The following is a 22,795-nucleotide window of genomic DNA, read 5'->3' as shown; positions in this document are numbered from 1 at the left end:
CGTCACTCCGCTGCAACAAGGGGTTTGGGGGCAAGGGGCATTTCCGGGTCGTGATCGGGCTGCGGCCCCTTGCGGATCGCCTCCAGCATCAGCCGGACCTCGATCACGATCAGCACCGAATAGATCAGCGTGAAGCCGATGATCGTCAGCCAGAGGGTCGGCACGGTCAGTTCGGAAACAGCGGCGACCGTGGGCAGAACGCCCTCGACCGCCCAGGGTTGGCGCCCGAATTCGGCGGTGATCCAGCCGAGTTCGGCGGCGATCCATGGCAGCGCCAGCGAGGCCACCGCGATCTTCAGCGGCCAGCGGCTGACGCCCAGCTTGCGGCGCGCCGAAAGCACCACGAAAAAGCCCATCAACGCGACGTTGAAGAAGCCGATCGCGACCATGAGGCGGAAGGACCAGAACAGCGTCGGAACATGCGGCACCGTATCCCACGCTGCGGCCTTGATCTGCGCCTCAGTCGCCTCGCGCGGATCCTCGACATACTTCGTCAAAAGCAGCGCATAGCCGAGATCGTGGCCGTGTTCGTCGAAGGCCGTGACGGCCTCGGGAGGCACTGCCTCGCGCGAGGGCGCGGCCCGGTAATCCTGCAGCGCATCATAGGCAAGGATGCCGTTGCGGATCCGGGTTTCGGCATGGGCTTCCAACTCCTCGATGCCGGGGATTTCGGTCGTCAGCGAACGGGTCCCGATCAGTCCCATGACCCAGGGGATGTGGACCGCATAATGGGTGGTGCGTTCCTCCATGTCGGGAATGCCGAACAGGGTGAAGGAGGCGGGAGCCGGCTCGGTCTTCCACATGCCCTCGATGGCGGCGAGTTTCATCTTCTGGTGTTCCGAGGCCAGATAGCCGCCCTCATCCCCCAGAACCACGACCGAAACCGAGGCCAGAAGTCCGAAGGAAGCTGCGATGGTCATCGAGCGTTTGGCGATGGCGATGTGGCGGCCCTTCAGCAGATACCAGGCCGAGACACCAAGAACGAAGACCGAGGCGGTCAGATAGCCTGCCGAAACCGTATGGACAAAGCGGGCCTGGGCGACCGGGTTGAACAGAACCTCGAAGAAATCGGTGACCTCCATCCGCATCGTGTCCGGGTTGAACTCAGCCCCCACCGGGTGCTGCATCCAGCCATTGGCGATCAGGATCCAGAGCGCCGAGAAGTTCGATCCGATCGCCACCGCATAGGTGGCGAAGAGATGCCCGACCTTCGACATCTTGTCCCAGCCGAAAAAGAACAGCCCGACGAAGGTGGCCTCAAGGAAGAAGGCCATCAGCCCTTCGATGGCGAGCGGCGCGCCGAAGATATCGCCGACATAATGGCTGTAATAGCTCCAGTTCATGCCGAACTGGAATTCCATCACGATGCCGGTGGCGACGCCCAGCACGAAATTGATCCCGAACAATGTGCCCCAGAATTTGGTCATCTGGCGCCAGATCGGGCGGCCCGTCATCACATAGACTGTCTCCATCGCCGCCAGCAGCACGGAAAGGCCAAGAGTGAGGGGCACGAAGAGAAAATGGTAAAGCGCGGTCAAAGCGAACTGAAGCCGCGACAGGGTTACAACGTCGAATTCCATCTTGCTGCCTTTGCGTCTGCGGGTGGATGGAGCTTTTTTGCCCGTGACGGGCGGATCAGTCGGGGCGCAGGCCGTTCAATGCGGCCTCAAATCCCGGGCTGCCCCGGATATGGGTGGCCGCGATTCCGCCATCCCCCAGGATCAGCAGGCGGTCGGCATCTTCCGCTTCGCGTCGGATATGGGTGGCGGTGATCGTGGCGCGATTGCCTGCGGCATGGCGCAGCCGGGCCAGAACATCGCGGGCGGTCTCTCCGTCCAGCCCCTCGGTCGGCTCGTCCAGAAGCCAGAGCGGCACATCGCGCAGCATCAGCCGGGCAAGGGCCAGCCGCCGCGCCTGTCCCCCCGACAGACCCTGGCCGCCATCGCCGAGTTCTGTGTCGAGGCCACGAGGGAGTGCATGGATGATGCTTTCCAGCCCGGCCTGCGTCAGAGCGTCCATCATCTGCGCGTCGCTTGCCATGGGGGCGCCGAGGCGAAGATTTTCGCGCAGGGTGACGCGGAACAGTTCGGTGCGCTGTGTCAGCCGCGCAGCGGCGGTGACGCGGACGCTTCCCGCCGTGGGCGGCAGATCACCGGCAAGGCACTGGATCAGGCTGGTCTTGCCGACACCGCTTGGCCCGATCAGCGCGATATGCTCGCCCTCTCGGACCGAAAGCGACAGATCCCGCAGGATCGGCGCAAGGGCCGCATCGTGGCGCAGCGTGACGTGATGCAATTCCGCTGCGAAACCGGGGGCGGGTCCGGCCCCGCCGACAGGCAAGGCGGCGCAGAGCAGCGCAGGCCCGGTGCGTCTTGCGGCAAGACGGGCGCGCGCAAAATCCAGCGCGCCGCGCCGCAGGGCGGCAAAAGGCTCGGTCGCGGCCATGGTGATGAGGAGGGCAAGCGCGACACCCGGTGCGCCGATATGCCCCCCGGCGGCGATTGCTGCCGCCGCCACCAGCACCAGCGCAGGCAACACCGCCGCAAGCAGGCCATGGGCCAGACCTGCCCGAGCCTCGATCCGGTTGAGGCGGTGGTCGTCGGCGGCAAGCCTTGCGTCCACCTCTGCCAGCGCGGCCCTTTGCGCAGGGATCCGTCCCGCCATCAGCAGGTCGGTCTGGCCGCTGGCAAGGTCGATGACGCGCGCCCGCAAGGTCTCGATCCGGGCGGCGCGGCGCAGGGTTGCGGGGGTGGCGCTGCGCGCAGTGATCCCCGCGACGAAAGTTCCGGTCAGCACCAGCACCGCAAAGACCGCGAACCCCAGAGCCGGGCTGATGAAGGCCAGCGCGATCCCTGTTGCCAGCGCCGCCATGATCGCGGTTCCCAGCGGTACCAGCACACGCAGATAAACGGTATCGAGCGCGTCGACATCGGCGGTCAGCCGAAACAGCAGGCGGGCCGGGCGCATCGCCAGCGCCCGTGCCGCGCCCGGCGCCGACCAGCCGCGAAACAGCCGCCCGCGCAACGCGGCCAGCAGGCCGAGCGTTGCATCATGGGTCACCAGCCTTTCGCCGTAACGCGCCGCCGTGCGGCCAAGCGCAAAGAGCCGGATCGCCGCCGAGGGCATGAAGACATCGAAGGCCCAGGCCGTGGCGGGCACCAGCCCCGCAAGCGCGGTCGCGGTGATGAACCAGCCCGACAGGCCCAGAAGCGCCATGCCCATCAGCCCGGTCAGGGCGGCCAGCGCCGCACCTCCCAACAGTTTCCGGCCTATACCTGCGCGGAACAGGCCAAGGAAGGGCCGGAAATCATTCAGAACGCGCTTCATGCCGCTGCCCTCCCTGCCAGAGGGGCCAGACGGATGCTGCGATCCAATCGCGCGGCGAGGCGCGGGTCATGGGTTGCGACAATCAGAGTACGCCCCCGCGCAAGCCGTAGCAGGGCGTCGGTGATCTTGCCCGCGGTGACGGGATCAAGGTGGGCGGTGGGTTCATCCGCAAGGATCAGCTCCGCCTGCGGCGTGACGGCGATCCTTGCCAGGGCCAGCCGCAGGGCTTCGCCACCCGAAAGACCGGCGCCACCTTCGCCGATCGGGGCGCTTCCGCGCGCGCGCGCCACATGGTCCAGCCGCAGCGCGGCCAATGCGCGGGCGATGGTATCATCATCAATGCCGCTGCGGCCCAGGGTGACATTGGCGGCAAGCGATCCGGCGAAGATATGCGGGTTCTGCCCGATCCATGCCATCCGCGCGCGCAGGGGCAGGACGGTCCCGGGGCGCAGCTCCTGCCCGAAAACCTCGATCCGGCCGGCTTTCGGCATCGTCAGCCCCGCAATCAACGACAGGATCGTGGTCTTGCCAGCCCCGCTGGGCCCGAGAAGGGCAACATGTTCGCCGTGGTTGACGGTAAAGCCCAGCCCCTCCGGGAAAAGGCGGTCGGGTCCGGTGTGGTCAAAGGTCAGGCCCCTGACAACAACCGCCGGGCCGATCGCAAGCCTGTCTGCGGGAACCGGAGCGGAGACTTGCCCGGCCTCGGGCAGCCGGTGGCCTTCCTGCGCCAGCCGCAACAGGTTTTCATGCGCGGCCTGACCCGCCGCCTTGTCATGCCAGATAGCCGACAATTCGCGCATGGGCTCGAAAAACGCAGGCGCCAGCAGCAGGATGAACATGCCCTGCGCCAGTCCGAGCTTGCCGCCCCATGCGCCGAAATCCAGGTCCCCCAGCAGGTGAAAGCCGACATAGACCGCGACCATGGCGACACCGAGTGCTGCGAAAAGCTCCAGCACCGCCGAGGTCATGAAGGCGATGCGCAGCACTGCCATGGTGCGCACCCGCAGGGATTGCGCCTCCTCATCGACGCGTTCCGCCACCCGATCAACCGCGCCCAGCCCCCGGATCGTGGCCAGCCCGCGCAACCGGTCCAGCAGAAAGGCGTTCATCGCGCCGACCTCGACCAGTTGCGCCTTGCTGGCCGCCTGCGCGCGCCAGCCGATCAGCGCCATGAAGACCGGGATCACTGGCAATGCGATCAGCAAGACCAGCGCTGCCGCCCAGGAGAGCGGCAGGATTGTCAGGAAAATCGCCAAAGGGATGACGACCGCCTTGACGCGTGTCGGCCCGAACCGCGCGAGCCATGGCGTGATGCTTTCGGCCTGTTCGGCGATCATGCTGGCGGCCTCGCCCGAAGCCGTGCGCGTGGCATCCAGAGGGGAGCGCGACGCCAGAGCCAGAACGGCTGCATTGCGAAGGCCCGTCACCGCCTCGCGCGCCCTGAGAAAGCTTGCACGCTCACTGGCGGAGGTGATCAGCGCCCGCAAGATACCGAGAAATGCCGCAAGGGCGGCGAATCCCGCGATCTCCGCCAGCACCGCGCCCTTCGCCACCGCCGCAATCGCAACGGCAAGCAAGGCCGCCTGAGGTAGCCATACCAGCGCGGCCATCGTCGGCAAAAGGTCCAGTATATCGGGCCGGTCTGCCTTCTGTGCCATATGGTCATTTCGGGTCTGACGGGGCATCTCGTTTCTCTGGCAAGGCGCGGTCTGGCACCATGCGCTTTCGAAAGTGTATTAGTGGATGCGGGCTGATCATTTCAGGGATCAAGGCGACAAGGTATCGTTCTGACCCGCCACGGCAACGTGGCAGGGTGACGCGCGGCAAGTTGTCGGCCCGAATAGCGCGGCGGCAGGAATTGCAATCAGGATTGGTAATCTGGCGCTGGAGTGATTTTGCTTACATATCTTCCGGGTCCGGTTCGAAATTCCTAACCGAGTATTCCAGGCCGCGCGCAACGGCATTCCATCGCTACGGGGTGATCAACTCCGCAGCTATTCAAAGCGGCGGCGGGTCCTGGCGGTGCTGCTTTACAGGGATGATCTACCCCCAATCCGCGCCGGTCAGCACGTCGAGCGGCAGCTTGATATATCGCCTGCCATTGGACTCCGGTTCGGGCAATCGGCCACCGTTCATGTTCACCTGTAAGGCATGCAGGATCAGCTTCGGCATCGGCAGGGTTGCATCGCGGGCATCGCGCGCGGTGACGAATTCCGCCTCGGTCCGGTATTTCGCCATGTGGATATTCCCGGCCTTCTGTTCGGCCACGGTCGACTCCCACTGTGGTTCCCGCCCGCCGGGTTGATAGTCATGGCCGGTGAAGATGCGGGTCTCGTCAGGCAAGGCCAGGATCGCCTGAATCGAGTCCCACAGGACCTTCGAATTTCCACCGGGAAAATCGGCCCGTGCCGTCCCGCTGTCAGGCTGGAACAGCGTATCATGAACAAAGGCGGCGTCGCCGATCACATAAGTGATCGAGGCCAGCGTATGCCCGGGCGAAAACATGACACGCGCAGGAATCGTCCCGACCATGAACGTATCGCCATCGGCAAAGAGCCTGTCCCACTGGCGACCGTCCTCGGGGAAATCCGGCCAGTTGTAGAAGCCTTTCCATAGCTTCTGCACCTCGACCACCTTTTCGCCGATGGCCGTGGGCGCGCCGGTCTTTTCCTTCAGGTAATGCGCGGCGGAAAAATGATCGGCATGGGGGTGGGTGTCGAGAATCCATTGCACGCGATAGCCCCGGTCAGAGACAAAGCGCAGGATCTCGTCGGCGTGTTGCGTTCCGGTCTGGCCGGATTTCTCGTCGTAGTCATAGACAGGGTCGATGATCGCGCAGTCCTTCGTTGCCGGGTCGGCCACGACATATTGCACTGACCAGGTGCGCGGATCGAAGAAACCGGTCACTTCGGGTTTGCTGGACATCTGAGGTTCCTTTCGTAGAAGAGTTTGGCCCCTTGCCTGGGCATCATGCGCGAGCCAGTTCAGCGCTGCGTTTGCGTCGCATCCCCTGACCTGCGCGAACCCGGCCAGGTCTTCGGAGCATATCCGGCCGGCAAGCACCTCGCCGATGGCCCAAAGGGTGAAGGACCGAGCGCCGGAGCGGCAATGCGCGAGTACCGGTCCCGAAGCGGCGTCGAGCATGGAGCGAAACGTCTCCGCCACCTCGCCATCGATCGTGGAACCCGTCACCGGCAGCCAGAGATAACCCATGCCGACGGCCGCCGCCGCCTGGCGCATGGTTTCATGATCGGACTGGTCGGCTTCCTCGCCATCGGGGCGGTTGTTGAGAATGGCGACAAACCCCATAGCGGCAAGCTGGGGCATGTCCGCAGCCCGGATCTGGCCGGTGATGAAGAAGCTGTCTGTGATACGGATCGGTGTCATGAAGGCGGACTTTCGCAGCGCAGGTCAAGTCGGGCAGGGGCATGATGCCCCTGCCTTGATGTTCAGAGAGTGCGGGTCGAGAAATACCAGTCGACCGTATTGTAACCCTCGGCGGCGCGCGCTTCGGCCTCTTCCGGGGTTTTCGGGGGCGGCACGATGACCGGCTGGCCGGGTACCCAGGCTTCGGGCATGGCGCAGGCATTGGTGTCGGCCGTCTGCAGGGCCACGACGAGGCGATGGATTTCCGCCACAGACCGGCCCGCATTCATCGGATAGTAGAGCATCGCACGCAGCACGCCCTCAGGGTCGATCACGAATGTGGCCCGCACCGCAGCCGTGTCCGAAGCGCCTGGCATGATCATGCCATAGTCATGGGCGACCTTCATGCTGAGATCGGCAATGATCGGAAAGCCGATCTCGGTGCCGAAATTCTGCTTGATGTTGCGCGTCCAGGCGATGTGCGAATGGGTGCTGTCAATCGACAGGCCGATCAGCTGCGTGTTGATCGCGGCGAACTGTTCCTGCAATTTTGCGAAGCCGATGAATTCGGTGGTGCAAACCGGGGTGAAATCCGCCGGGTGCGAGAACAGCACCAGCCATTTCCCGCGGAAATCGGCCAGCTTCTTGCGGCCATGGGTGGTCGGCGCGTCGAAATCGGGGGCCGGTTCATTCAGCCGCGGCAGGGCGGGGGCGTCGGTCATCTGGAAACCTCTGGGTTCGTGTTTGCGATGACCAAGAGGTAGTAGGTTTACACATATATATGAAATTGATTATATGACTAAGCGTAATCTAGATTTTCAATAACATGCCCAGCCTTCGCCAGCTTCGCTTTCTGACCGCGCTTGCCGATACGCTGAACTTCTCGCGCGCGGCGGAGGTCTGCAACGTGACGCAGCCGACGCTTTCGACCGGGTTGAAAGAACTTGAGGGGCGCCTTGGTGTTGTGCTGGCCGAGCGCACACGGCAATCGGTCATGCTGACCCCGGCGGGCGAAGATATTGCCGCGCGTGCCCGCCGAATACTGGCCGAGGTCAGGGATATCGAGGCTGCGGCGCGCCAGCACAGCGGCGCCTTTCAGGGGGAGGTCCGTCTGGGGGCGATCCCGACACTGGGGCCATTCCTGCTGCCCCGCGCCTTGCCCGCGATTCGCCGCCGCTGGCCTGATCTGCGGATATTCCTGCGTGAGGAACTGACCGACAGCCTTGCCGCCGGGCTGGCCGAGGGACGGCTTGACCTGATTCTGGTCGCGCTTCCCCATGATCTGGGCGATGCGGTGGTTGAGCCGTTGTTTCAGGATGGATACCAACTGGCTGTCAGCGAGAAACATGCGCTGGCGGCGAAGGGTCAGGCAGAGCCTGAAGATCTGTCCCGCACACCGCTGTTGTTGCTTGAGCGGGGCCATTGTTTGCAGCGCCACGCGCTCTCGGCTTTTCCGGGGATCGCGCTCCACGCCGATGAAACATTTGCCGCGACCAGCCTGCCGACCCTTGTTTCGATGGTCGAGGAGGGGCTGGGCATCACGCTTTTGCCCCAGCTGGCGGTGGATGCCGGGGCGACGCGGGGGCATGGTGTCGCGCTTTTGCCGCTGCCCGGCGCATGTCCGCGCCAGGTGGTGCTGGCCTGGCGTCCTGGATCGCCGCATACAGCGGTCTTCCGGCAGATGGCGGCCCTGCTTCGCGATGTGCGCGAGGAAACGGCCGTGGCCTGAAAGTCCTGCTGTTGCGGGGGCCGCGGCATGGTGTCTTTGGGGACACCGTGCCGCGGCATGGTCAAGCGAAGAGCTATTCCTGCGTCCAGGCGATACCGGGATCTACCTTATAGCTCCATGGAAGCCCGGAGTTGCGCCAGCCGTCCACGGCCCGCACACCTTTTGACGCGCCTTCCTTGAGCGTGCCGCCTTCAAAGCCATCGGTAACGGACCAGACTTTGGTATAGCCCATTGCATTGATCACATCCGCCGCAGGCGCGCTGCGCGACGAACCCGAACGGCACATCACGAGGATGGTATCCTCTGGTGTCACGCCAAGGGCATCGAGACGGGCCTTTACGCTGGCCTCGAACCCATCGTTGCGCTTCATCGGCCAGACGCCCTTTTCGGCACTGAATGCGGAACGGTCGAACACCATCCACGGCACATGGATGTCCAGTCCTTCGGCGGCGCCGGTGAACATCAGTTCGGACGGGTCGCGGACATCGATCAGGATCGCGCGAGGATCGGCCTCCATCATGGCATGGGCTTCTGTCGCAGTCGCGTAAAGGCCGAGTTTCGTTTCGCTGTAGGAATCGCTTTCCTGGGCCTGGGCGACGAAGGGAAGCATGATGGCGAGAGCAAGGGCGGGCAGGACCTGTTTCATATTCATGGTTCCGGATCAAAAGCTCATGACCGTCGTGTCGTCGTCGATCAGTTCCTTCGCCATGGCGTCGGGTGCCGCAGCGGTCACGCCGTCGATGAGAACTTCCGGGCCGACACCCATGCCGGGCAAATAGATCGCGCAAACTTGCACCTGCACGCCGTTTTCCGCGATCATCGTCTTCAGAAGGCCTTGCGGGCTTGCGCCTTTCGGGGGTTGGCCTGCCGTCGCGGTTTCCGGGGCTGCTTGCAGCGCAATATCGCCGGCAGGGCCGCAAAGCAGTATTTTCGCCTCGGCGCCCTGCGCCACGGCATTCATGGTCAGAACCATCGCCATAAGCTGGGTCTGGGCCTCGGGCGCGGTCAGGATCGTCACCAGTTTGCGCGGCTCGTCAGCCTGGGCCGCGCCTGCGGTGGTGAGAGCCAGGGTGGCGGCAAGGAGGGTCTTTTTCATGGGTTCGGTCCTTTTCTCGTTGATGACAATGCAGGGTTGCGATGGCCGACTGGGCTATCCAGTGTGTTTACCCGGCCTTCGCAGTGGGGCCTGTCGCGGCCAGGCTCTTCCAGGCGTCGTATTGCGACAGGAAGACTTCGCCGTTCAGATCGCGCAGAAAATGTGTGGTCTTGAGCCGGTCCATGACCGGGCCTTTCACTTCCGACAGATGCAGGCGGACCTTCTGCGCGGCCAGTTCCGTGGCCAGCGCCTCAAGGGATTCCAGCGCGGAAAAGTCGATCACATTCACCGCCGAACACATCAGCACCACCTCGCGAATGGCGGGGTCGGCTGCCAGGCGATCGAGCACCAGCGTCTCGATGGCGCGGGCATTGGCGAAATAGAGGCTCTCATCCACCCGCAGCATCAGCACCCCCGGCAGGGTTTCGACCTGATGGCGCAAGACGTTGCGGAAATGCTGGCTGCCGGGCACGAGGCCGACCTCGGCCACATGCGGGCGGGCGGTGTTCAGGACGTGCAACAGCAGGGACAGCGCGACGCCGGTCGAGACCCCGGCCTCGACTCCGAACAGAAGCGTGGAAAGGACGGTCACCACAACGCTTGCGAAATCGCGCCGCGAATAGGCCCAGGTGCGGCGCAGGATCGCCGGATCCACAAGGCTCAGGACGGCGACGATGATCGTGGCTGCCAGCGTGGCCTGGGGCAGGAAATAGAGCAGCGGCGTCAGGGTCAGCGCAGCCAGTGCCAGCCCGATGGCCGTGAAGGCGCCCGCAGCAGGGGTGGCGGCACCCGCGTCATAATTCACGACTGATCGCGCAAAGCCCCCCGTCACCGGAAAGCCGCCTGAGAAAGCCGCACCGACATTGGCGGCGCCAAGGCCGATCAGTTCCTGATCCGGGTCGATGCGTTGGCGCTTTTTCGCGGCAAGGGTCTGTGCAACCGAAACGCTTTCGACAAAGCCGATGACCGAGATCAGGGCGGCGGGCAGGGCCAGTGTCCCGATTAGCCCCGGCGCCAGGTCGGGCAGGGTCAGGGGCGGCAGGCCCTGCGGGATGCTACCCACGATGGCGACGCCCTGTTCATGCAAGCCAAACGCCCTGACCGTCACGGTTGTCGCGATGATCGCAAAGACCGGCCCGGCGCGAGTCAGCAGTGATGCCAGCCCGTCACTTGCCCCAAGCCGCTTCATCGCGGGCTTCATTCCCTTGCGCACCCAGACGAGGAAGGCGATCGAGGCCGCGCCAATCACCAGCGTTTGCCAGTTCGTCTCGGCCAGATGCTGCCAGAGCCGATGCAGGATTTCCGGCAGGGTGTCGCCACCACCCGCGATGCCGAGGATATGCCGCGCCTGCCCTGCGGCGATCAGCAGGCCCGAGGCGATGATGAACCCCGCAATCACCGGATGCGACAGAAAGTTCGCCAGAAAACCGAAGCGCAGCAGGCCCAGACCGATCAGCATCGCCCCTGATAGCAGCGCCAGCGTCAGCGCGGCCACGGCATAGCCCGCGGTGCCGCTTTCCGCCACCTGACCCACGGCCGAAGCGGTCATCAGGGACACCACGGCCACCGGCCCGACGGCCAGCGCGCGGCTGGTGCCGAAGATCGCATAAAGCACGATCGGCAGAACCGAGGCATAGATCCCCGCCTCGGGGGGCAGGCCTGCCAGCATCGCATAGGCCAGCGATTGCGGCACCAGCATGATAGTGACGATCACCGCCGCCGTCAGGTCGGACGACAGGTCTGATTTCGAATAGCGCCGCCCCCAGTCGAGGATGGGCAGATGGCGGGTCAGGGACAGGCGCATGGGGGCCGCTTTCAGCAATAGGCGGATCGCGCGGCTTCAGGAACGGGCCATGCGATGAAACAAGGTCAGGGGGCCAGGGCGGCGGTACACAGCATCGAGGATCGGGCGCCGGACCGGCAGTAGGCCAGGACCGGCCCCGATGCTGTTCGCATCGCCTCGGCCATGGCGGGGGCTTGACGCGCGAAATCGGAAGGTCCGGCGATGGGCAGATACAGGGTCGCCAGCCCTGCCGACTGAGCTGCTTCGGCGACCTCAGTAAAGCCGGGCTGGCCACGCTCTTCATTGTCCGGGCGATTGCAGACCAGGAGGCGATAGCCCGCCTGGACGATCTCGGGGATATTCGACAGTTCGACCTGTCCGCAGATCCCGAGCCTCGGAGAGAGTTTCTGGATATCCATACTATCTCGCCCTTTACAATGCGCCGAGCGGCACCTTGAGGAACCGCTTGCCGCTCTCGTCCTCGGGCGGCAGTTCGCCTGCCTTCATATTGACCTGAAGCGAGGGAATGATCAGCGTCGGCATCTTCAGCGTGGCATCGCGTGCCTCGCGCATGGCGATGAACTCTTCGCGCGTGCGGCCTTTGCCGACATGAATATTGTGGTCCTGCTGCTCGGCCACGGTGGTTTCCCAGGCGATGTCACGGCCATTGGGGCCATAGTCATGGCACATGAAGAGCCTGGTCTCGCGCGGCAGGGCGAGCACCTTCTGGATGCTGTCGTAGAGCGTGCCTGCGTCGCCGCCTGGGAAATCGGCGCGGGCCGAGCCGCCATCGGGCATGAACAGCGTGTCGCCGACGAAAGCCGCATCGCCCATCACATGGGTCATGCAGGCGGGGGTATGGCCGGGCGTGTGGATCGCACAGCAGCTCATGCCGCCGACCTGATAGCTGTCGCCATCCTCGAACAGCCGGTCGAACTGGCTGCCGTCGCGCTGGAACTCGGTGCCTTCGTTGAAGACCTTGCCGAAGGTTTCCTGCACCACGGTGATCTGGTTGCCGATGCCGATCCTGCCGCCGAGTGCCGCCTGGATGTAGGGCGCGCCCGACAGGTGGTCGGCATGGACATGGGTCTCGATCAGCCATTCGACCTTCAGCCCCTGTTCGCGGACAAAGGCGATGATGGCATCGGCGGATTCGTAGCTGATGCGACCGGCGGCATAGTCGATATCCATCACGGAATCGACCACCGCGCAGGCGTCAGATCCGGGATCCTTCACCACATAGGAAATGGTGTTGGTGGCCGGATCGAAGAAAGGCGTGACTTCGGGTTTCACGGTGAGGTCGGCTTTGCAGGACATGCTATCCTCCGAATATCAGATGGCGGGATCGGGCGGCCCGATCAGGCAGATTGGGGCGAGCGGGCAGCGAGGGCTTTCAGACCGCGCGCGATGAAGAGGCCGAGGATCATTGACGCGACGAAGGCCAGTGCCTTGGGGCGGAGTGTGCCAAGCGCGGGCAGGGCACCGCCGGGGCAAAAGCCCGCAATCCCCCAGCCGATGCCGAAAAGGCCGGAGCCGGCAACCAGTTTCATGTCGATCAGTTTCGTGTCGGGAAGCTGGAATTTCGGCTCGAACCGGGGGGCCTTGCGGGCAAGCACCAGCCGGTATCCCGGGATGGCGACGGCAAGCGCGCCACCCATGACAAAGGCGAGGCTGGGGTCCCAGGTCCCGGCGATGTCGAAGAAGTTCAGAACCTTGGCCGGGTTGATCATACCCGATGTGGCAATGCCGATCCCGAAGACCAGGCCGATGAGCAGGGCGGAAAGCAGGCGCATCTCAACCTCCGATCAGGTGACGGGTGACATAGACGGTGACGAAGGCAGTCGCCATGAAGCTGAGCGTCGCGGTGATCGAGCGGCGCGAAAACCGGGCATTGCCGCAGACGCCATGGCCCGAGGTGCAACCGCCGCCGTAACTCACGCCGATGCCAACCAGCAGACCGCCGGTGATGATCGCGGCCATGGGCACCGGAACCTCCAGCGCCGGCCACCCGCCGGTGAGCAACAGGATCAGCCCCGGCGCCAGAACCATGCCCAGCATGAGGGCGGCCCGCAGGCTCCAGTCCCGCATATCGCCGCCGCGCATCAGGCCTGACAGGATGCCGGTCGCACCGAAGATGCGACCGTGAAAGGCCATCAGCAGAACGGCCGCCAGCCCGATCAGCATGCCGCCCGCGAAAGAGGTCAGCGGGGTGAAGCTGGTCATTTCTTTTTCAGCGGGCAGGTGGACAGGCCGAACAGCCTGTAGGCCGGGCAAGTGGCAAAGGCTGCGGTCAGGATCAATATGGCCGCCACGACCCACAGCACGGGGCCGAGCACCGGCCAGCCGCCGCCGTAGAACCATGCGATCACGGCTGCGACAATTCCGGCCGCCAACCGCAGGATGCGGTCGGGCTGGCCAAGGTTCTTGATCATCGGGACACCTCGGGACTGTGTTTCGTGGCATGTGGATGCCACGATCGCGACCTCTCGTCGGTGACTTGGTTACAGTTCCGGCTCTCGCGTCAGTTTTTCCAGCGCGGGCCGATTCATCAGCCGAACTTCGCCCCGGGCCTGTTCGATCCATCCCCGGCGTTGAAACTCGGACAGCGTCCGGCTGATGACCTCGCGCGCCGAGCCGAGCTCAGCGGCAAGTTGCTGATGCGTGGCATGGACGGTGTCACCTGTCGCCAGCGCCAGCAGCCGGTTGGCAAGCCGCAGGTCGATGCGCTGAAACGCGATATCGTCGATCAGCGACAGAAGATCCGTGACCCGCCGCGACCAGGCCCGCATGACGAAGCCACGGAAGTCGGGCGACAGCGCCATCATCTCGTCGAAGGTGGCCCTGGGGATGCCGATGGCCTCGATATCGGTTTCCGCCAAGCCTTCGGTTGCCAGATCGTCATAGGCCAGCATGCAGGCCGAGGTCAGCACGCAGCTTTCGCCAGCGCCGACCCGGTAGAGCACGAGTTCGCGCCCGGTGTCGGAAACCTGGGTGACCCTGACCTTCCCCGAGACCAGCAAAAGCAGATATCCTGCGGGCTGCCCCGGCCCGAACAGGCGCGATCCCGCCGGGAACTGCAGCTTTCGGCTGTCGCGCAAAAGGGATTTGCGCATCGGCGCAGGAAGCTGATCCATTTCTTTGAAATATGCGGTCCAGTCGTCCATCTGCTCTCCTGCGTTGAAAGGGGTTCTAGGCTCAGGACTCGTTCTGGATCATAGCCAGAACAAGACGGTTGCGGCGAGCATGATCGCAGAGAAGAAGGTTTCCGGGCACCGGTCGTATCGGGTGGCAACGCGCCGCCAATCCTTGAGCCTGCCGAACATGATCTCGATGCGGTTGCGCCGTTTGTAGCGCCGCTTGTCGTATTTCACCGCCTTCTTGCGGGACTTCCGACTGGGAATACAGGCCTTTATCCCCTTGTCTTTCAAGGCAGCTCTGAACCAATCGGCGTCATAACCTCTGTCGGCCAGCAGCCACCCCGCCTTCGGCAGGCTGCCCAGCAGAGCCGCTGCACCGGTGTAATCGCTGACTTGGCCGGCCGACATGAAGAACCCGATCGGCCGCCCCTTTGCATCGGCGACGGCGTGCAATTTGGTGTTCATGCCACCTTTGGTCCGCCCGATCTGACGTTCACGCCCCCCTTTTTGACCCGCAGGCTCGACGCCGTGCGGTGTGCCTTGAGATAGGTCGCATCGATCATGATCGTCTTGTGTTCGGCGCTCTCGGTGGCCAGGCCCACCATGATCCGGGCGAAGACACCATTGTCGCTCCAACGCTTCCACCGGTTGTAGAGTGTCTTTGCCGGGCCGTATTCCTTCGGCGCGTCACGCCAGCGCAACCCATTGCGATTGATGAAGATTATGCCACTCAGAACGCGACGATCATCGACGCGGGGCTTGCCATGGCTCTTCGGAAGGAAAGGCTTGAGGCGCTCCATCTGGGCGTCGGACAGCCAGTAAAGGTTGCTCATCGTTCAGGTCTCCTTGCAAGGCCTGAATCATGCCAACGGTCTGAAATCAATGGGTCCTGAGCCTAACAGGGAAAAGAGAATGGATATTTTGAAAGAAGCACGGGCCCACCATGGCTACATGGTGGATATACGGCGGCGACTTCATGCCAATCCCGAACTGTCGCTTCAGGAAGCGAAGTCGTCGGAACTGATCGCTTCGGAATTGGACGGCATGGGTATTCCCCATGTCCGGGTCGGCGCTCACGGTCTGGTTGCGACGATTGCCGGCAAGCGAGACCACCGAATGGTCGCGCTGCGCGCGGACATGGACGCGCTACCCATTCAGGAAGCCAATGCCCATCTGGACTATGCGTCCACGGTGCCGGGCGTAATGCATGCCTGCGGACATGACGGGCATGTCGCCATGCTGCTGGGCGCTGCACGCATCCTGTCGACCAACCGCGATGCCCTGCAAGGCACGGTCAAGCTGTGCTTTCAGCAAGCCGAGGAAATCGGGCAGGGCACGGCCGAGATCAAGGCAGAACTTGCGAAGTTTCCCGTCGAATCCATCTTCGGGATTCATCTGTGGTCCGAACTGGAAAGCGGCAAGATTTCGGTCGAGGCCGGCCCCAGGATGGCCTCGGTCAGGAAGGTGTCGATCACGGTCAAGGGTCGTGGCACGCATGGCGCCTATCCCAACCGGGGCGTTGATCCGATCATCGCTGCCGCCGCGATCGTGATGAACTGTGCCACGATCACCAGCCGCGAGATCGATCCGGCGGCGCCGGTGACGCTCAGCTTCGGCAAGATTGCGGGCGGAGAAGGTGCGAACGTGATTCCCGAGGAGGTCAGGATCGAGGGGACGCTGCGCACGACCTCGCCGGAAATCAGGTCCGAAATGATCGGCGCGATCGAGCGCATGGCAGGAGCCACGGCTGAAACCTTCAGGGCATCGGCCGTGACTGAGTGGAGCGCCGGCTTTGACGTCGTCGAAAATCATCCCGTCTACAGCAGCATCGCTGAGCGGGCAGTCCGCAATCTGGGCCTCGCGCCGTCGATGACGAAGTTCGACACGCTGATGGCGTCGGAAAACTTCGCCGACTATCTGGATACCTATCCTGGGGTCTTTGCCTTTGTCGGCATCCGGAATGCGGATATCGGCTCAGACTTTCCGCACCACCACCCGAATTTCAACATAGACGAGAATTCGCTTGCCCTGGGTGCGGCGCTGCACGCGCAATATGCGATCGAAAGCCTCTCCGGCGATAAAGGGGTCGGTCATGAGTGACGTCGCAATCGTCGGGAAGAAAGGGTTCCTGAGCGCTGTCGAGCGGATCGGCAACAGGATGCCCCACCCCTTGGGGATCTTTCTGGGAATCATCGCTCTGGTGCTTCTGGCGTCTGCGATCCTGTCATGGGCCGGCGTGACCGCGACGCACCCCCAGTCGGGCGAGGTGATCCGGGTCCACAACATGCTGACACTCGACAGCATCCTGACCTGGATGAGCAAGCTTTCGGTGAACCTGCAGAACTTTCCGGTGCTTGCGATCGTCATCGTGATGGCCGCGGCTACGGGCATCGCCGAACAGGTCGGCTTCTTCACCGTCGCGATCAAGCACTCCTTGCGGGGCGTGCGCGGCATCTACGTCGTTTTTGCCGTCGCCTGCATCGCCGCTGTCGGCAACATTGCGGGCGATGTGTCCTTCGCCATCGTTCCAGCCCTTTCGGCAAGCGTCTTCCTGGGCATGGGCAGGCATCCTCTCGTGGGCCTGTTTCTTGGCTATGCCGTGGTCGGCGGCTCGTTCGGGGTCAGCGTCATCCCGGGAAGCTTCGATGCGATCCTGACCCCGATCAGTATCCAGTCGGCGCATCTTGTCGATGTGAATTTCGACATGAACATCCTCAATGGCTACTACCTGCTGGCGACCAGCACCGTTGTCGTCGCGGTCATCGCCACGTTCGTGACCGTCGTGTTCGTCGAGCCGCGCTTCGGCAAATATGAGGGCGAACTTGCGGCGCCGACCGATATCGAGGTGACGGATGTGGAACGCCGGGCGCTGCGGAGAAGCTATCTCTCGGTCGGGCTGTTTCTTCTGGCGATCATCGTGGCCGCAATTCCGCAAAACAGCTTCCTGCGGTCACCGACCGGGTCGCTGGTGATCGATGCGCCGTTGATGAGGTTGGTGTTCCCGATCTTGCTCATTGTCTTTTCCTTGGCCGGAACCGTATTTGGCGTCGGCACGGGAAAGATCAGGAACCTGCGGGATATGGTTCATCTGATGACCGAAGCCGTGAAAACGATCGCTCCGTTCATCGTCATCGCGATCGTCGTCAGTCAGTTCCTGTATCTGTTCAACGAATCGAACCTTGGAGCGGTTATGGCCATCCGCGGAGGGCAGGCCCTGACCCATCTGGCGGTTCCTGTCGTGGTTGTCCTTGTGCTTTTCTTTTTGCTTGAGGCAATCGCGGACATGTTCATCATCAGCGGATCTGCGCGCTATCTGATCTTTGCACCCGTTTTCGTTCCGATGATGATGCAACTGGGAATCCATCCTGCATTGACCCAGGCGATCCACCGAATGGGCGGAAGTGTCGCCAACCCGCTGACGCCTCTCAATGCCTTCTTCCCCGTTTTGCTGGGACTTGCGCAGAAATACGACCGCAATGTGGGAATGGGTACGATTTTCAGTGCGATCATTCCCTATAGCATCGCCTATTCCATTGGATATCTGGTACTTATCATCGTGTGGTATTTCCTGGACCTGCCGGTGGGGTTCGGAACGCCCATCAGTTATCCCTGATGATCGATTGACAGAGCACCGCTCGTCTTGCTGCGGCGGGCGGTGCTGGTCTCGCCTCTATGAGTACTCCTTGATCGGGGATTCGCGACTTGCCATGCGCACTTCTTAGACGCGGTCGTTTCTCTGGGCTGTGCTCCGCGAGGATCCCAGCTGGCCCTTGATCGAGGGGCTGTATTCCGGAAGAGCCGGAACGGATCAACGCTCTACGAGCGGCTGCGACGCACGTCTGCAATCATGGAGCGAAGTTGGTCCAATGATTGCTTGCCGAAGGCGCCGAAGTCCCCGGCAATGAAGGTCGGCGTCCCGGACAGCCCCATCTTTTCGGCCAGAAGCCATGAATGTTCGATCTGCCGGGCGATCTCGATGTTATCCATATCCTTGCGCAGCCGGCTTATGTCCAGCCCGGCCGCCTCGGCGACGCGAAGGGCGCTCCTGTCGTCCGCCTCGCCCTTGATGCCCATCAGGCCGGCGTGGAACGGCCAGAACTTCTCCTGGCGCAACGACGCCAGCGAAGCGCGGGCACAGTAAAGAGATCCTGCGCCGAACACGGGCCATTCCCGCAACACGATTCGCAGTTGCGGATCTTCCGAGATCAACTGGTGGATGTCGGCAACCGATGCGCGGCAATAAGGACAGTTGTAGTCGAAAAACTCGGTCAGCGTGACATCGCCCGAGGGATTGCCCAGGACCGCGCCAAGCTGTTCGCGCTCCAGGGCCTGGCGCAGGTCGGGGGGCATCGGATTGTCCTGCGCCATTGCAGGTATTCCGCCGACCACCAACGCGCCTGCTGCGATGCCGGCTTGCAGGAAACGCCGGCGATCAGGGGCGGGTCTTCTTCTGTCTGCCATGAACTTGTCCTTTTCGGGTCTGCTGCCCATCGATATGCGCCGCGCCTTAACCCAGGCTTAAGATGCCAGCCTGCCCTGCGGCTGGCCGCTCTTAAGCTGGGCTTAAGCTTGGTCAGTCATCTGGGGCGCGGGGCCTTGCCCCTGAACGACTGGAGCATGAGACATGGACGAACCTCGCCATCAACGGCCGCGCGAGCTGCGCAAACTTTCGGCTGAAATCGAAGGTGGTGCCAGCAGGCGCGCTTTTCTGTGCGGATTGCTGGCCGGCGGTCTGGTGTTGCCGCGCGTCGCATCGGCGCAGGCAATTGATCCGACCACTGGGCAGGCCGTCTACGGCGCATCAACCGCGGGGCAGGCCCCCGACATGGGTGTCTATCAGATCGACCCCGCGCAGGACAGCCGACGTAACATATCCTCCTTCCGAAACCACCATTGGAGCGATTTCTACCCGACCCTCGGCAAGGGGGTGATCCTGGCGGATGTGTCGTCGCGTGCCCTGCATTTCTGGTCCGGCGACGAGAGCACCTATCTGGTTTTCCCGTCCTCGATCCCGGTTTCGGAGGAACTGACCAAGCGCGGCAGGACCGAAGTGGTGCGCAAGGCGGAGCGCCCTACCTGGACGCCGACCCCCAGCATGCGGGAACGCGACCCGACATTGCCGCAACGGGTCGAGGGCGGGGCCGTGGACAATCCCCTGGGCGTCTATGCGCTTTACCTGTCCTGGCCTGCCTACCTGATTCACGGCACCCATGATACGCGCAAGATCGGCCGCAAGTCGTCCAGCGGTTGCTACGGGCTATACAACGAACATATCGCCCGGCTGTACCCGCTGGTCGAGGTGGGAACGCAGGTGACAATCTTCTGATGCGCGGGGCGGTTCGGCGACGATCCGCTCCTTAAGCTTCCCTTAAGGTCGGGGGCCGAAAGGAGGCGGTGGCAATCGCGCCAGCCGCTGTTCGGATCCCCGCAATTCCTTGCCGAACAGCCCGCCCGCGCGATCAGGGTGGGCTTCCGCCCCTGATGGCGCGTGTTCACTTATAATATTGAATTAATTAAATAAAATAGCATCACCATTGATCTGAATCAACATCCGGCTACGCAGGAAAGCCTATTGCTTCCTTATCGACCAAGACGAGGAAGTCATGCGATTCGTCAGATTTGCCCTGCTGGGCGGAATATCGGGGCTGGCCCTGGCCTGGGGCATTGCGGTGTCAAGTCCCTGGTGGTTCGCGCCGAAAGAGGATCGGGCCGTCGATATCGGCGATCCCGACCTGATCGCGCGCGGAGAGTATCTTGCCAGGACCGGCGATTGCATCGCCTGCCACACCGCGCCGGGCGGTGCGCCCTTCGCGGGCGGGCTTGGCCTGCAGACGCCGATAGGCACGATCTATGCCACCAACATCACCCCCGATCCCGAGACCGGCATCGGCAGTTACGATTACGGCGATTTCGAGCGGGCCGTGCGCAAGGGGGTGCGACCGGATGGCGTCCATCTCTATCCGGCGATGCCTTTCGCGTCCTATCGCATCGTCTCGGACGAGGATGTGCAGGCGCTCTATGCCTATTTCATGTCCTCGGTCGCGCCGGTGCGGAAGGAAAACCAGGAGACGACAATCCCCTGGCCCGCCTCGATGCGCTGGCCCCTGGGCTGGTGGCAATTGCTGTTCGCGCAGCCCCGCACTTTCGAGATCGCCCAAGGCACCGATCCCGAGATTGCCCGCGGCGCCTATCTGGTCGAGGGCCTGGCCCATTGCGGCGCCTGCCACACGCCGCGCGGTCTCGGCTATCAGGAAAAGGCGCTGAAAAGCGACGCGGCGGGGCGGTTCCTGTCGGGTTCGGTGCTGGAGGGCTGGTACGCGAAAAACCTGCGCAACGAGGATACGGGCCTTTCGACCTGGACCGAGGAGGAACTGGTCGCCTTCCTGAAAACCGGCCGGAACCAGCGGACGGCGGCCTTCGGCTCGATGACGGATGTGGTGCAGCACTCGCTGCATTACCTAACCGATGCCGACCTGACGGCCATCGCGCGCTATCTGAAATCGCTGCTGCCGCGACCGGGGCGCGAGACTTGGCAGCCGCAGCAGGATGAAACCACGGAGGCCCTGCGCGCGGGCGATTTCTCGGCCCCCGGCGCGATCACCTATGTCGAACATTGCACGCAGTGCCACCGTCTCGACGGTATGGGCGCGCCCGAAATCTACCCCGCGCTCAAGGGCAATTCGATGGTCTTCGCCGATGATCCAAGTTCGCTGATCCAGGTCACGATGGCCGGCGGGCGCATGCCCGAGACCCCGGCGCATCAGATGACCTTCGCCATGCCGGGCTTTGCCCATCTTTCCGACGAGGATTTGGCCGGGGTGATCAGCTTCATCCGCAATTCCTGGGGCAACCATGCCAGCGCGGTGACCGAGCGCGACATCGCCCGCATGCGCCGCGAACTGGCGCATAAACCCGTCCATTACGCACCGGAGGCCGAGCAATGAAAAAGCCGGTTTTGTTGATCGCCGCGATGGCCGTTCTTGCCCTTGGCGGATGGGGCACCCTGCGCGGATCGCCCTCGGATACGCCCGAGGTGCAAGGGATGGCGATCCTCGATGCCGAGGGCAACGCTGTCGGCCGTTATGCCGTCCCCGCCGACAAGGACATCCTTGCCCAGTCCAATGCGGATGAGATCCTGTATGGCAAGCGCCTGCTGGCCGATACCGCCCGGCTGCTGCCCGACAATGTCGGCGCGGCGATGAACTGCAATTCCTGCCATCTCGGCGACGGCAAGATCGAGGGAGCGAACGGCTATATCAACACTGTGAACTTCTATCCCCGCGTGATGCCGCGCGCCGGCAAGAACGTGGATCTGGAAATGCGGATCAACGGCTGCTTCCAGCGTTCGATGAATGGCAAGCCGCTGGACCCAGACGGCCCCGAAATGAAGGCGATGATCGCCTATATGGACTGGCTGCGCCAGGACGTGCCGAAGGGCCAGACCGTGGATATCGTCAATGCCGGGCCGATCGACGAGAGCCTGCTGCCCGACCCCGAAAACGGCAAGCGCATCTACGCGGCCAAATGCGCGGCATGTCACGGCGCGAATGGCGAGGGGATGCGCGACCAGTCCGGCGATATCCTGTTCCCGCCGCTCTGGGGCGAGGAAAGCTTCAATATCGGCGCCGGTATGGCGCGGACCTACAAGGCGGCGCAATTCGTCAAATGGGCGATGCCCCCGGCGATGCACCTGACCGGGCAACTGGGACAGGGCGGTGTGCTGAGCGATCAGGAGGCGGTGGACGTGGCCGAATTTTTCACGCATATGCCGCGCCCGGATTTTCCGGGCAAGGTCAACGACTGGCCGAACGGCAACAGGCCCAAGGACGCGAGGTATTGAGTCGACACCTTGCCCAACCTGCGACATGACCGCACTGGCAATTCGGTCATGTCAGATAACGCCGTTTCTACCCAAGGAGAAACCATGCCCCTTCAGCTTGTCATTCACGCCCCCGATGAAGCGTCGCTTGCGCGGGCACGGTCGAATGCCAGGAACCTGCTGGCAGCCGCGCCGGATGCGCGTTGCGAGATCGTCGTCAATGCCGAGGCGGTGGCGGTCGTGATCGAACGACGCGATCCTGCGACTGACGGCCTTGTCAGGCTTTGCGACAATACGCTGCGCAACAAGGACATGAAGGCTCCGGCTGACCTGAAGACGGTGCCTGCGGCGGTTCTGCATCTGGCGGAACGGCAGGCCGCCGGCTGGCTGTATATCCGGGCATGAGTCTGGGCCGTTACCAATGCGGCATATAAGTCTGTCGCATGGCCTTTCTGCGCCTCGCCTCGGCTGTTGGACTACGAGGAGGAAGGCGTTTGTCGAATGGTGCTTTAGGTGTTCAGTCCCGGCATTTGGTGGA

Annotated in this window: 23 protein-coding genes; 7 read left to right on the top strand and 16 right to left on the bottom strand. The window is 63.3% G+C overall.

Translation table 11 applies throughout. The features are described 5' to 3' along the window. Positions 1 to 2: 2 nt before the first annotated feature. From PARACOCCUSGL_RS0115740 to PARACOCCUSGL_RS0115720, 5 genes are all read right to left on the bottom strand, one after another. Complete coding sequence (locus PARACOCCUSGL_RS0115740; protein WP_010398590.1) at positions 3 to 1,580, bottom strand: cytochrome ubiquinol oxidase subunit I; 1,578 nt, start codon at positions 1,578 to 1,580, stop codon at positions 3 to 5. Between the two features lie 55 nt (positions 1,581 to 1,635). Beyond that, positions 1,636 to 3,327 carry an amino acid ABC transporter ATP-binding/permease protein gene (locus tag PARACOCCUSGL_RS0115735; protein ID WP_010398587.1) on the bottom strand — a complete coding sequence of 564 codons (1,692 nt, stop codon included), beginning with the start codon at positions 3,325 to 3,327 and terminating at the stop codon, positions 1,636 to 1,638. Next, positions 3,324 to 4,985: a thiol reductant ABC exporter subunit CydD gene (gene cydD, locus PARACOCCUSGL_RS0115730; protein WP_237701540.1), complete on the bottom strand. Its 1,662-nt coding sequence runs from the start codon at positions 4,983 to 4,985 to the stop codon at positions 3,324 to 3,326. The genes PARACOCCUSGL_RS0115735 and cydD overlap by 4 nt, the downstream gene beginning before the upstream one ends. Before the next feature lie 385 nt (positions 4,986 to 5,370). After that, entirely contained in the window at positions 5,371 to 6,714 is a 1,344-nt protein-coding gene (gene blh, locus PARACOCCUSGL_RS0115725; protein ID WP_010398582.1) for a bifunctional sulfur transferase/dioxygenase Blh, read from the bottom strand. Between the two features lie 62 nt (positions 6,715 to 6,776). Further along, entirely contained in the window at positions 6,777 to 7,415 is a 639-nt protein-coding gene (locus tag PARACOCCUSGL_RS0115720; RefSeq protein WP_010398579.1) for a peroxiredoxin, read from the bottom strand. A gap of 104 nt (positions 7,416 to 7,519) precedes the next feature. Between PARACOCCUSGL_RS0115720 and PARACOCCUSGL_RS0115715 the strand changes: the two genes are divergently transcribed. Next, complete coding sequence (locus PARACOCCUSGL_RS0115715; RefSeq protein ID WP_010398576.1) at positions 7,520 to 8,422, top strand: LysR substrate-binding domain-containing protein; 903 nt, start codon at positions 7,520 to 7,522, stop codon at positions 8,420 to 8,422. Positions 8,423 to 8,495: 73 nt separating this feature from the next. Here PARACOCCUSGL_RS0115715 and PARACOCCUSGL_RS0115710 read toward each other — a convergent pair whose 3' ends face one another. The 10 genes from PARACOCCUSGL_RS0115710 to PARACOCCUSGL_RS21575 all read right to left on the bottom strand — a co-directional run bounded on the left by PARACOCCUSGL_RS0115710 (position 8,496) and on the right by PARACOCCUSGL_RS21575 (position 15,271). Beyond that, entirely contained in the window at positions 8,496 to 9,068 is a 573-nt protein-coding gene (locus PARACOCCUSGL_RS0115710; RefSeq protein ID WP_010398574.1) for a rhodanese-like domain-containing protein, read from the bottom strand. A gap of 15 nt (positions 9,069 to 9,083) precedes the next feature. Then, positions 9,084 to 9,518, bottom strand: coding sequence for a hypothetical protein (locus PARACOCCUSGL_RS0115705; RefSeq protein ID WP_010398572.1), 435 nt, complete (start codon positions 9,516 to 9,518; stop codon positions 9,084 to 9,086). A 67-nt stretch (positions 9,519 to 9,585) separates the two neighbouring features. After that, positions 9,586 to 11,322 (bottom strand): SulP family inorganic anion transporter, encoded by a 1,737-nt coding sequence (locus PARACOCCUSGL_RS0115700; RefSeq protein ID WP_010398570.1) that lies wholly within the window; start codon positions 11,320 to 11,322, stop codon positions 9,586 to 9,588. 65 nt (positions 11,323 to 11,387) lie between these two features. Then, entirely contained in the window at positions 11,388 to 11,720 is a 333-nt protein-coding gene (locus PARACOCCUSGL_RS0115695) for a TIGR01244 family sulfur transferase (protein ID WP_010398568.1), read from the bottom strand. A gap of 13 nt (positions 11,721 to 11,733) precedes the next feature. Continuing rightward, positions 11,734 to 12,618, bottom strand: a complete 885-nt coding sequence (locus tag PARACOCCUSGL_RS0115690; protein WP_010398566.1) for an MBL fold metallo-hydrolase — start codon at positions 12,616 to 12,618, stop codon at positions 11,734 to 11,736. A gap of 41 nt (positions 12,619 to 12,659) precedes the next feature. Further along, complete coding sequence (locus PARACOCCUSGL_RS0115685) at positions 12,660 to 13,094, bottom strand: DUF6691 family protein (protein ID WP_010398564.1); 435 nt, start codon at positions 13,092 to 13,094, stop codon at positions 12,660 to 12,662. Between the two features lies 1 nt (position 13,095). Next, a complete protein-coding gene (locus PARACOCCUSGL_RS0115680) occupies positions 13,096 to 13,524 on the bottom strand; it encodes a YeeE/YedE family protein (RefSeq protein WP_010398563.1) in 429 nt (142 codons plus the stop codon). Next, on the bottom strand, positions 13,521 to 13,733 hold the full coding sequence (locus tag PARACOCCUSGL_RS0115675) for a DUF2892 domain-containing protein (RefSeq protein WP_010398560.1): 213 nt from the start codon (positions 13,731 to 13,733) through the stop codon (positions 13,521 to 13,523). The genes PARACOCCUSGL_RS0115680 and PARACOCCUSGL_RS0115675 overlap by 4 nt, the downstream gene beginning before the upstream one ends. Positions 13,734 to 13,802: 69 nt before the next feature. Then, the gene (locus PARACOCCUSGL_RS0115670; protein ID WP_010398557.1) at positions 13,803 to 14,465 is read right to left on the bottom strand and encodes a Crp/Fnr family transcriptional regulator; all 663 of its coding nucleotides are present in this window, start codon (positions 14,463 to 14,465) and stop codon (positions 13,803 to 13,805) included. Between the two features lie 48 nt (positions 14,466 to 14,513). Beyond that, positions 14,514 to 15,271, bottom strand: a protein-coding gene (locus PARACOCCUSGL_RS21575; protein ID WP_114538003.1) for an IS5 family transposase whose coding sequence is annotated in 2 segments (ribosomal slippage) — positions 14,514 to 14,947 and positions 14,947 to 15,271 — 759 coding nt in all. Because the reading frame shifts where the segments join, the coding sequence is not laid out codon by codon here. Between PARACOCCUSGL_RS21575 and PARACOCCUSGL_RS0115655 the strand changes: the two genes are divergently transcribed. Then, on the top strand, positions 15,264 to 16,538 hold the full coding sequence (locus PARACOCCUSGL_RS0115655) for an amidohydrolase (protein WP_237701537.1): 1,275 nt from the start codon (positions 15,264 to 15,266) through the stop codon (positions 16,536 to 16,538). The two genes, PARACOCCUSGL_RS21575 and PARACOCCUSGL_RS0115655, sit on opposite strands and share 8 nt — an antisense overlap. Further along, positions 16,492 to 18,051, top strand: a complete 1,560-nt coding sequence (locus PARACOCCUSGL_RS0115650) for an AbgT family transporter (RefSeq protein WP_369750424.1) — start codon at positions 16,492 to 16,494, stop codon at positions 18,049 to 18,051. Before PARACOCCUSGL_RS0115655 ends, PARACOCCUSGL_RS0115650 begins: the two co-directional genes overlap by 47 nt. Positions 18,052 to 18,254: 203 nt before the next feature. Here PARACOCCUSGL_RS0115650 and PARACOCCUSGL_RS0115645 read toward each other — a convergent pair whose 3' ends face one another. After that, positions 18,255 to 18,806, bottom strand: a complete 552-nt coding sequence (locus tag PARACOCCUSGL_RS0115645; RefSeq protein ID WP_010398548.1) for a DsbA family protein — start codon at positions 18,804 to 18,806, stop codon at positions 18,255 to 18,257. A gap of 256 nt (positions 18,807 to 19,062) precedes the next feature. Between PARACOCCUSGL_RS0115645 and PARACOCCUSGL_RS0115640 the strand changes: the two genes are divergently transcribed. From PARACOCCUSGL_RS0115640 to PARACOCCUSGL_RS0115625, 4 genes are all read left to right on the top strand, one after another. After that, positions 19,063 to 19,764, top strand: a complete 702-nt coding sequence (locus PARACOCCUSGL_RS0115640; RefSeq protein WP_010398545.1) for a L,D-transpeptidase — start codon at positions 19,063 to 19,065, stop codon at positions 19,762 to 19,764. Between the two features lie 277 nt (positions 19,765 to 20,041). Further along, positions 20,042 to 21,382 carry a cytochrome c gene (locus tag PARACOCCUSGL_RS0115635; RefSeq protein ID WP_010398541.1) on the top strand — a complete coding sequence of 447 codons (1,341 nt, stop codon included), beginning with the start codon at positions 20,042 to 20,044 and terminating at the stop codon, positions 21,380 to 21,382. Then, positions 21,379 to 22,278 (top strand): c-type cytochrome, encoded by a 900-nt coding sequence (locus PARACOCCUSGL_RS0115630; RefSeq protein ID WP_010398538.1) that lies wholly within the window; start codon positions 21,379 to 21,381, stop codon positions 22,276 to 22,278. The genes PARACOCCUSGL_RS0115635 and PARACOCCUSGL_RS0115630 overlap by 4 nt, the downstream gene beginning before the upstream one ends. An 84-nt stretch (positions 22,279 to 22,362) precedes the next feature. Next, positions 22,363 to 22,662 (top strand): hypothetical protein, encoded by a 300-nt coding sequence (locus PARACOCCUSGL_RS0115625; protein WP_010398537.1) that lies wholly within the window; start codon positions 22,363 to 22,365, stop codon positions 22,660 to 22,662. Positions 22,663 to 22,795: the final 133 nt, after the last annotated feature.

Origin of the sequence: Paracoccus sp. TRP (assembly GCF_000185925.1) — a bacterium.
In the GTDB taxonomy this organism is placed as follows: domain Bacteria; phylum Pseudomonadota; class Alphaproteobacteria; order Rhodobacterales; family Rhodobacteraceae; genus Paracoccus; species Paracoccus kondratievae.
The sequence above is the reverse complement of the archived record's forward strand: the minus strand, read 5'-3'. Positions and strand labels throughout refer to the sequence as shown.

Excerpts from the sequence above, each read along its gene's own strand:
- PARACOCCUSGL_RS0115740 (WP_010398590.1), bottom strand. The coding sequence starts at position 1,580 with ATGGAATTCGACGTTGTAACCCTGTCGCGGCTTCAGTTCGCTTTGACC.
- PARACOCCUSGL_RS0115735 (WP_010398587.1), bottom strand. The coding sequence starts at position 3,327 with ATGAAGCGCGTTCTGAATGATTTCCGGCCCTTCCTTGGCCTGTTCCGC.
- cydD (WP_237701540.1), bottom strand. The coding sequence starts at position 4,985 with ATGGCACAGAAGGCAGACCGGCCCGATATACTGGACCTTTTGCCGACG.
- blh (WP_010398582.1), bottom strand. The coding sequence starts at position 6,714 with ATGACACCGATCCGTATCACAGACAGCTTCTTCATCACCGGCCAGATC.
- PARACOCCUSGL_RS0115720 (WP_010398579.1), bottom strand. The coding sequence starts at position 7,415 with ATGACCGACGCCCCCGCCCTGCCGCGGCTGAATGAACCGGCCCCCGAT.
- PARACOCCUSGL_RS0115715 (WP_010398576.1), top strand. The coding sequence starts at position 7,520 with ATGCCCAGCCTTCGCCAGCTTCGCTTTCTGACCGCGCTTGCCGATACG.
- PARACOCCUSGL_RS0115710 (WP_010398574.1), bottom strand. The coding sequence starts at position 9,068 with ATGAAACAGGTCCTGCCCGCCCTTGCTCTCGCCATCATGCTTCCCTTC.
- PARACOCCUSGL_RS0115705 (WP_010398572.1), bottom strand. The coding sequence starts at position 9,518 with ATGAAAAAGACCCTCCTTGCCGCCACCCTGGCTCTCACCACCGCAGGC.
- PARACOCCUSGL_RS0115700 (WP_010398570.1), bottom strand. The coding sequence starts at position 11,322 with ATGCGCCTGTCCCTGACCCGCCATCTGCCCATCCTCGACTGGGGGCGG.
- PARACOCCUSGL_RS0115695 (WP_010398568.1), bottom strand. The coding sequence starts at position 11,720 with ATGGATATCCAGAAACTCTCTCCGAGGCTCGGGATCTGCGGACAGGTC.
- PARACOCCUSGL_RS0115690 (WP_010398566.1), bottom strand. The coding sequence starts at position 12,618 with ATGTCCTGCAAAGCCGACCTCACCGTGAAACCCGAAGTCACGCCTTTC.
- PARACOCCUSGL_RS0115685 (WP_010398564.1), bottom strand. The coding sequence starts at position 13,094 with ATGCGCCTGCTTTCCGCCCTGCTCATCGGCCTGGTCTTCGGGATCGGC.
- PARACOCCUSGL_RS0115680 (WP_010398563.1), bottom strand. The coding sequence starts at position 13,524 with ATGACCAGCTTCACCCCGCTGACCTCTTTCGCGGGCGGCATGCTGATC.
- PARACOCCUSGL_RS0115675 (WP_010398560.1), bottom strand. The coding sequence starts at position 13,733 with ATGATCAAGAACCTTGGCCAGCCCGACCGCATCCTGCGGTTGGCGGCC.
- PARACOCCUSGL_RS0115670 (WP_010398557.1), bottom strand. The coding sequence starts at position 14,465 with ATGGACGACTGGACCGCATATTTCAAAGAAATGGATCAGCTTCCTGCG.
- PARACOCCUSGL_RS0115650 (WP_369750424.1), top strand. The coding sequence starts at position 16,492 with ATGCGATCGAAAGCCTCTCCGGCGATAAAGGGGTCGGTCATGAGTGAC.
- PARACOCCUSGL_RS0115645 (WP_010398548.1), bottom strand. The coding sequence starts at position 18,806 with ATGGCGCAGGACAATCCGATGCCCCCCGACCTGCGCCAGGCCCTGGAG.
- PARACOCCUSGL_RS0115640 (WP_010398545.1), top strand. The coding sequence starts at position 19,063 with ATGGACGAACCTCGCCATCAACGGCCGCGCGAGCTGCGCAAACTTTCG.
- PARACOCCUSGL_RS0115635 (WP_010398541.1), top strand. The coding sequence starts at position 20,042 with ATGCGATTCGTCAGATTTGCCCTGCTGGGCGGAATATCGGGGCTGGCC.
- PARACOCCUSGL_RS0115630 (WP_010398538.1), top strand. The coding sequence starts at position 21,379 with ATGAAAAAGCCGGTTTTGTTGATCGCCGCGATGGCCGTTCTTGCCCTT.
- PARACOCCUSGL_RS0115625 (WP_010398537.1), top strand. The coding sequence starts at position 22,363 with ATGCCCCTTCAGCTTGTCATTCACGCCCCCGATGAAGCGTCGCTTGCG.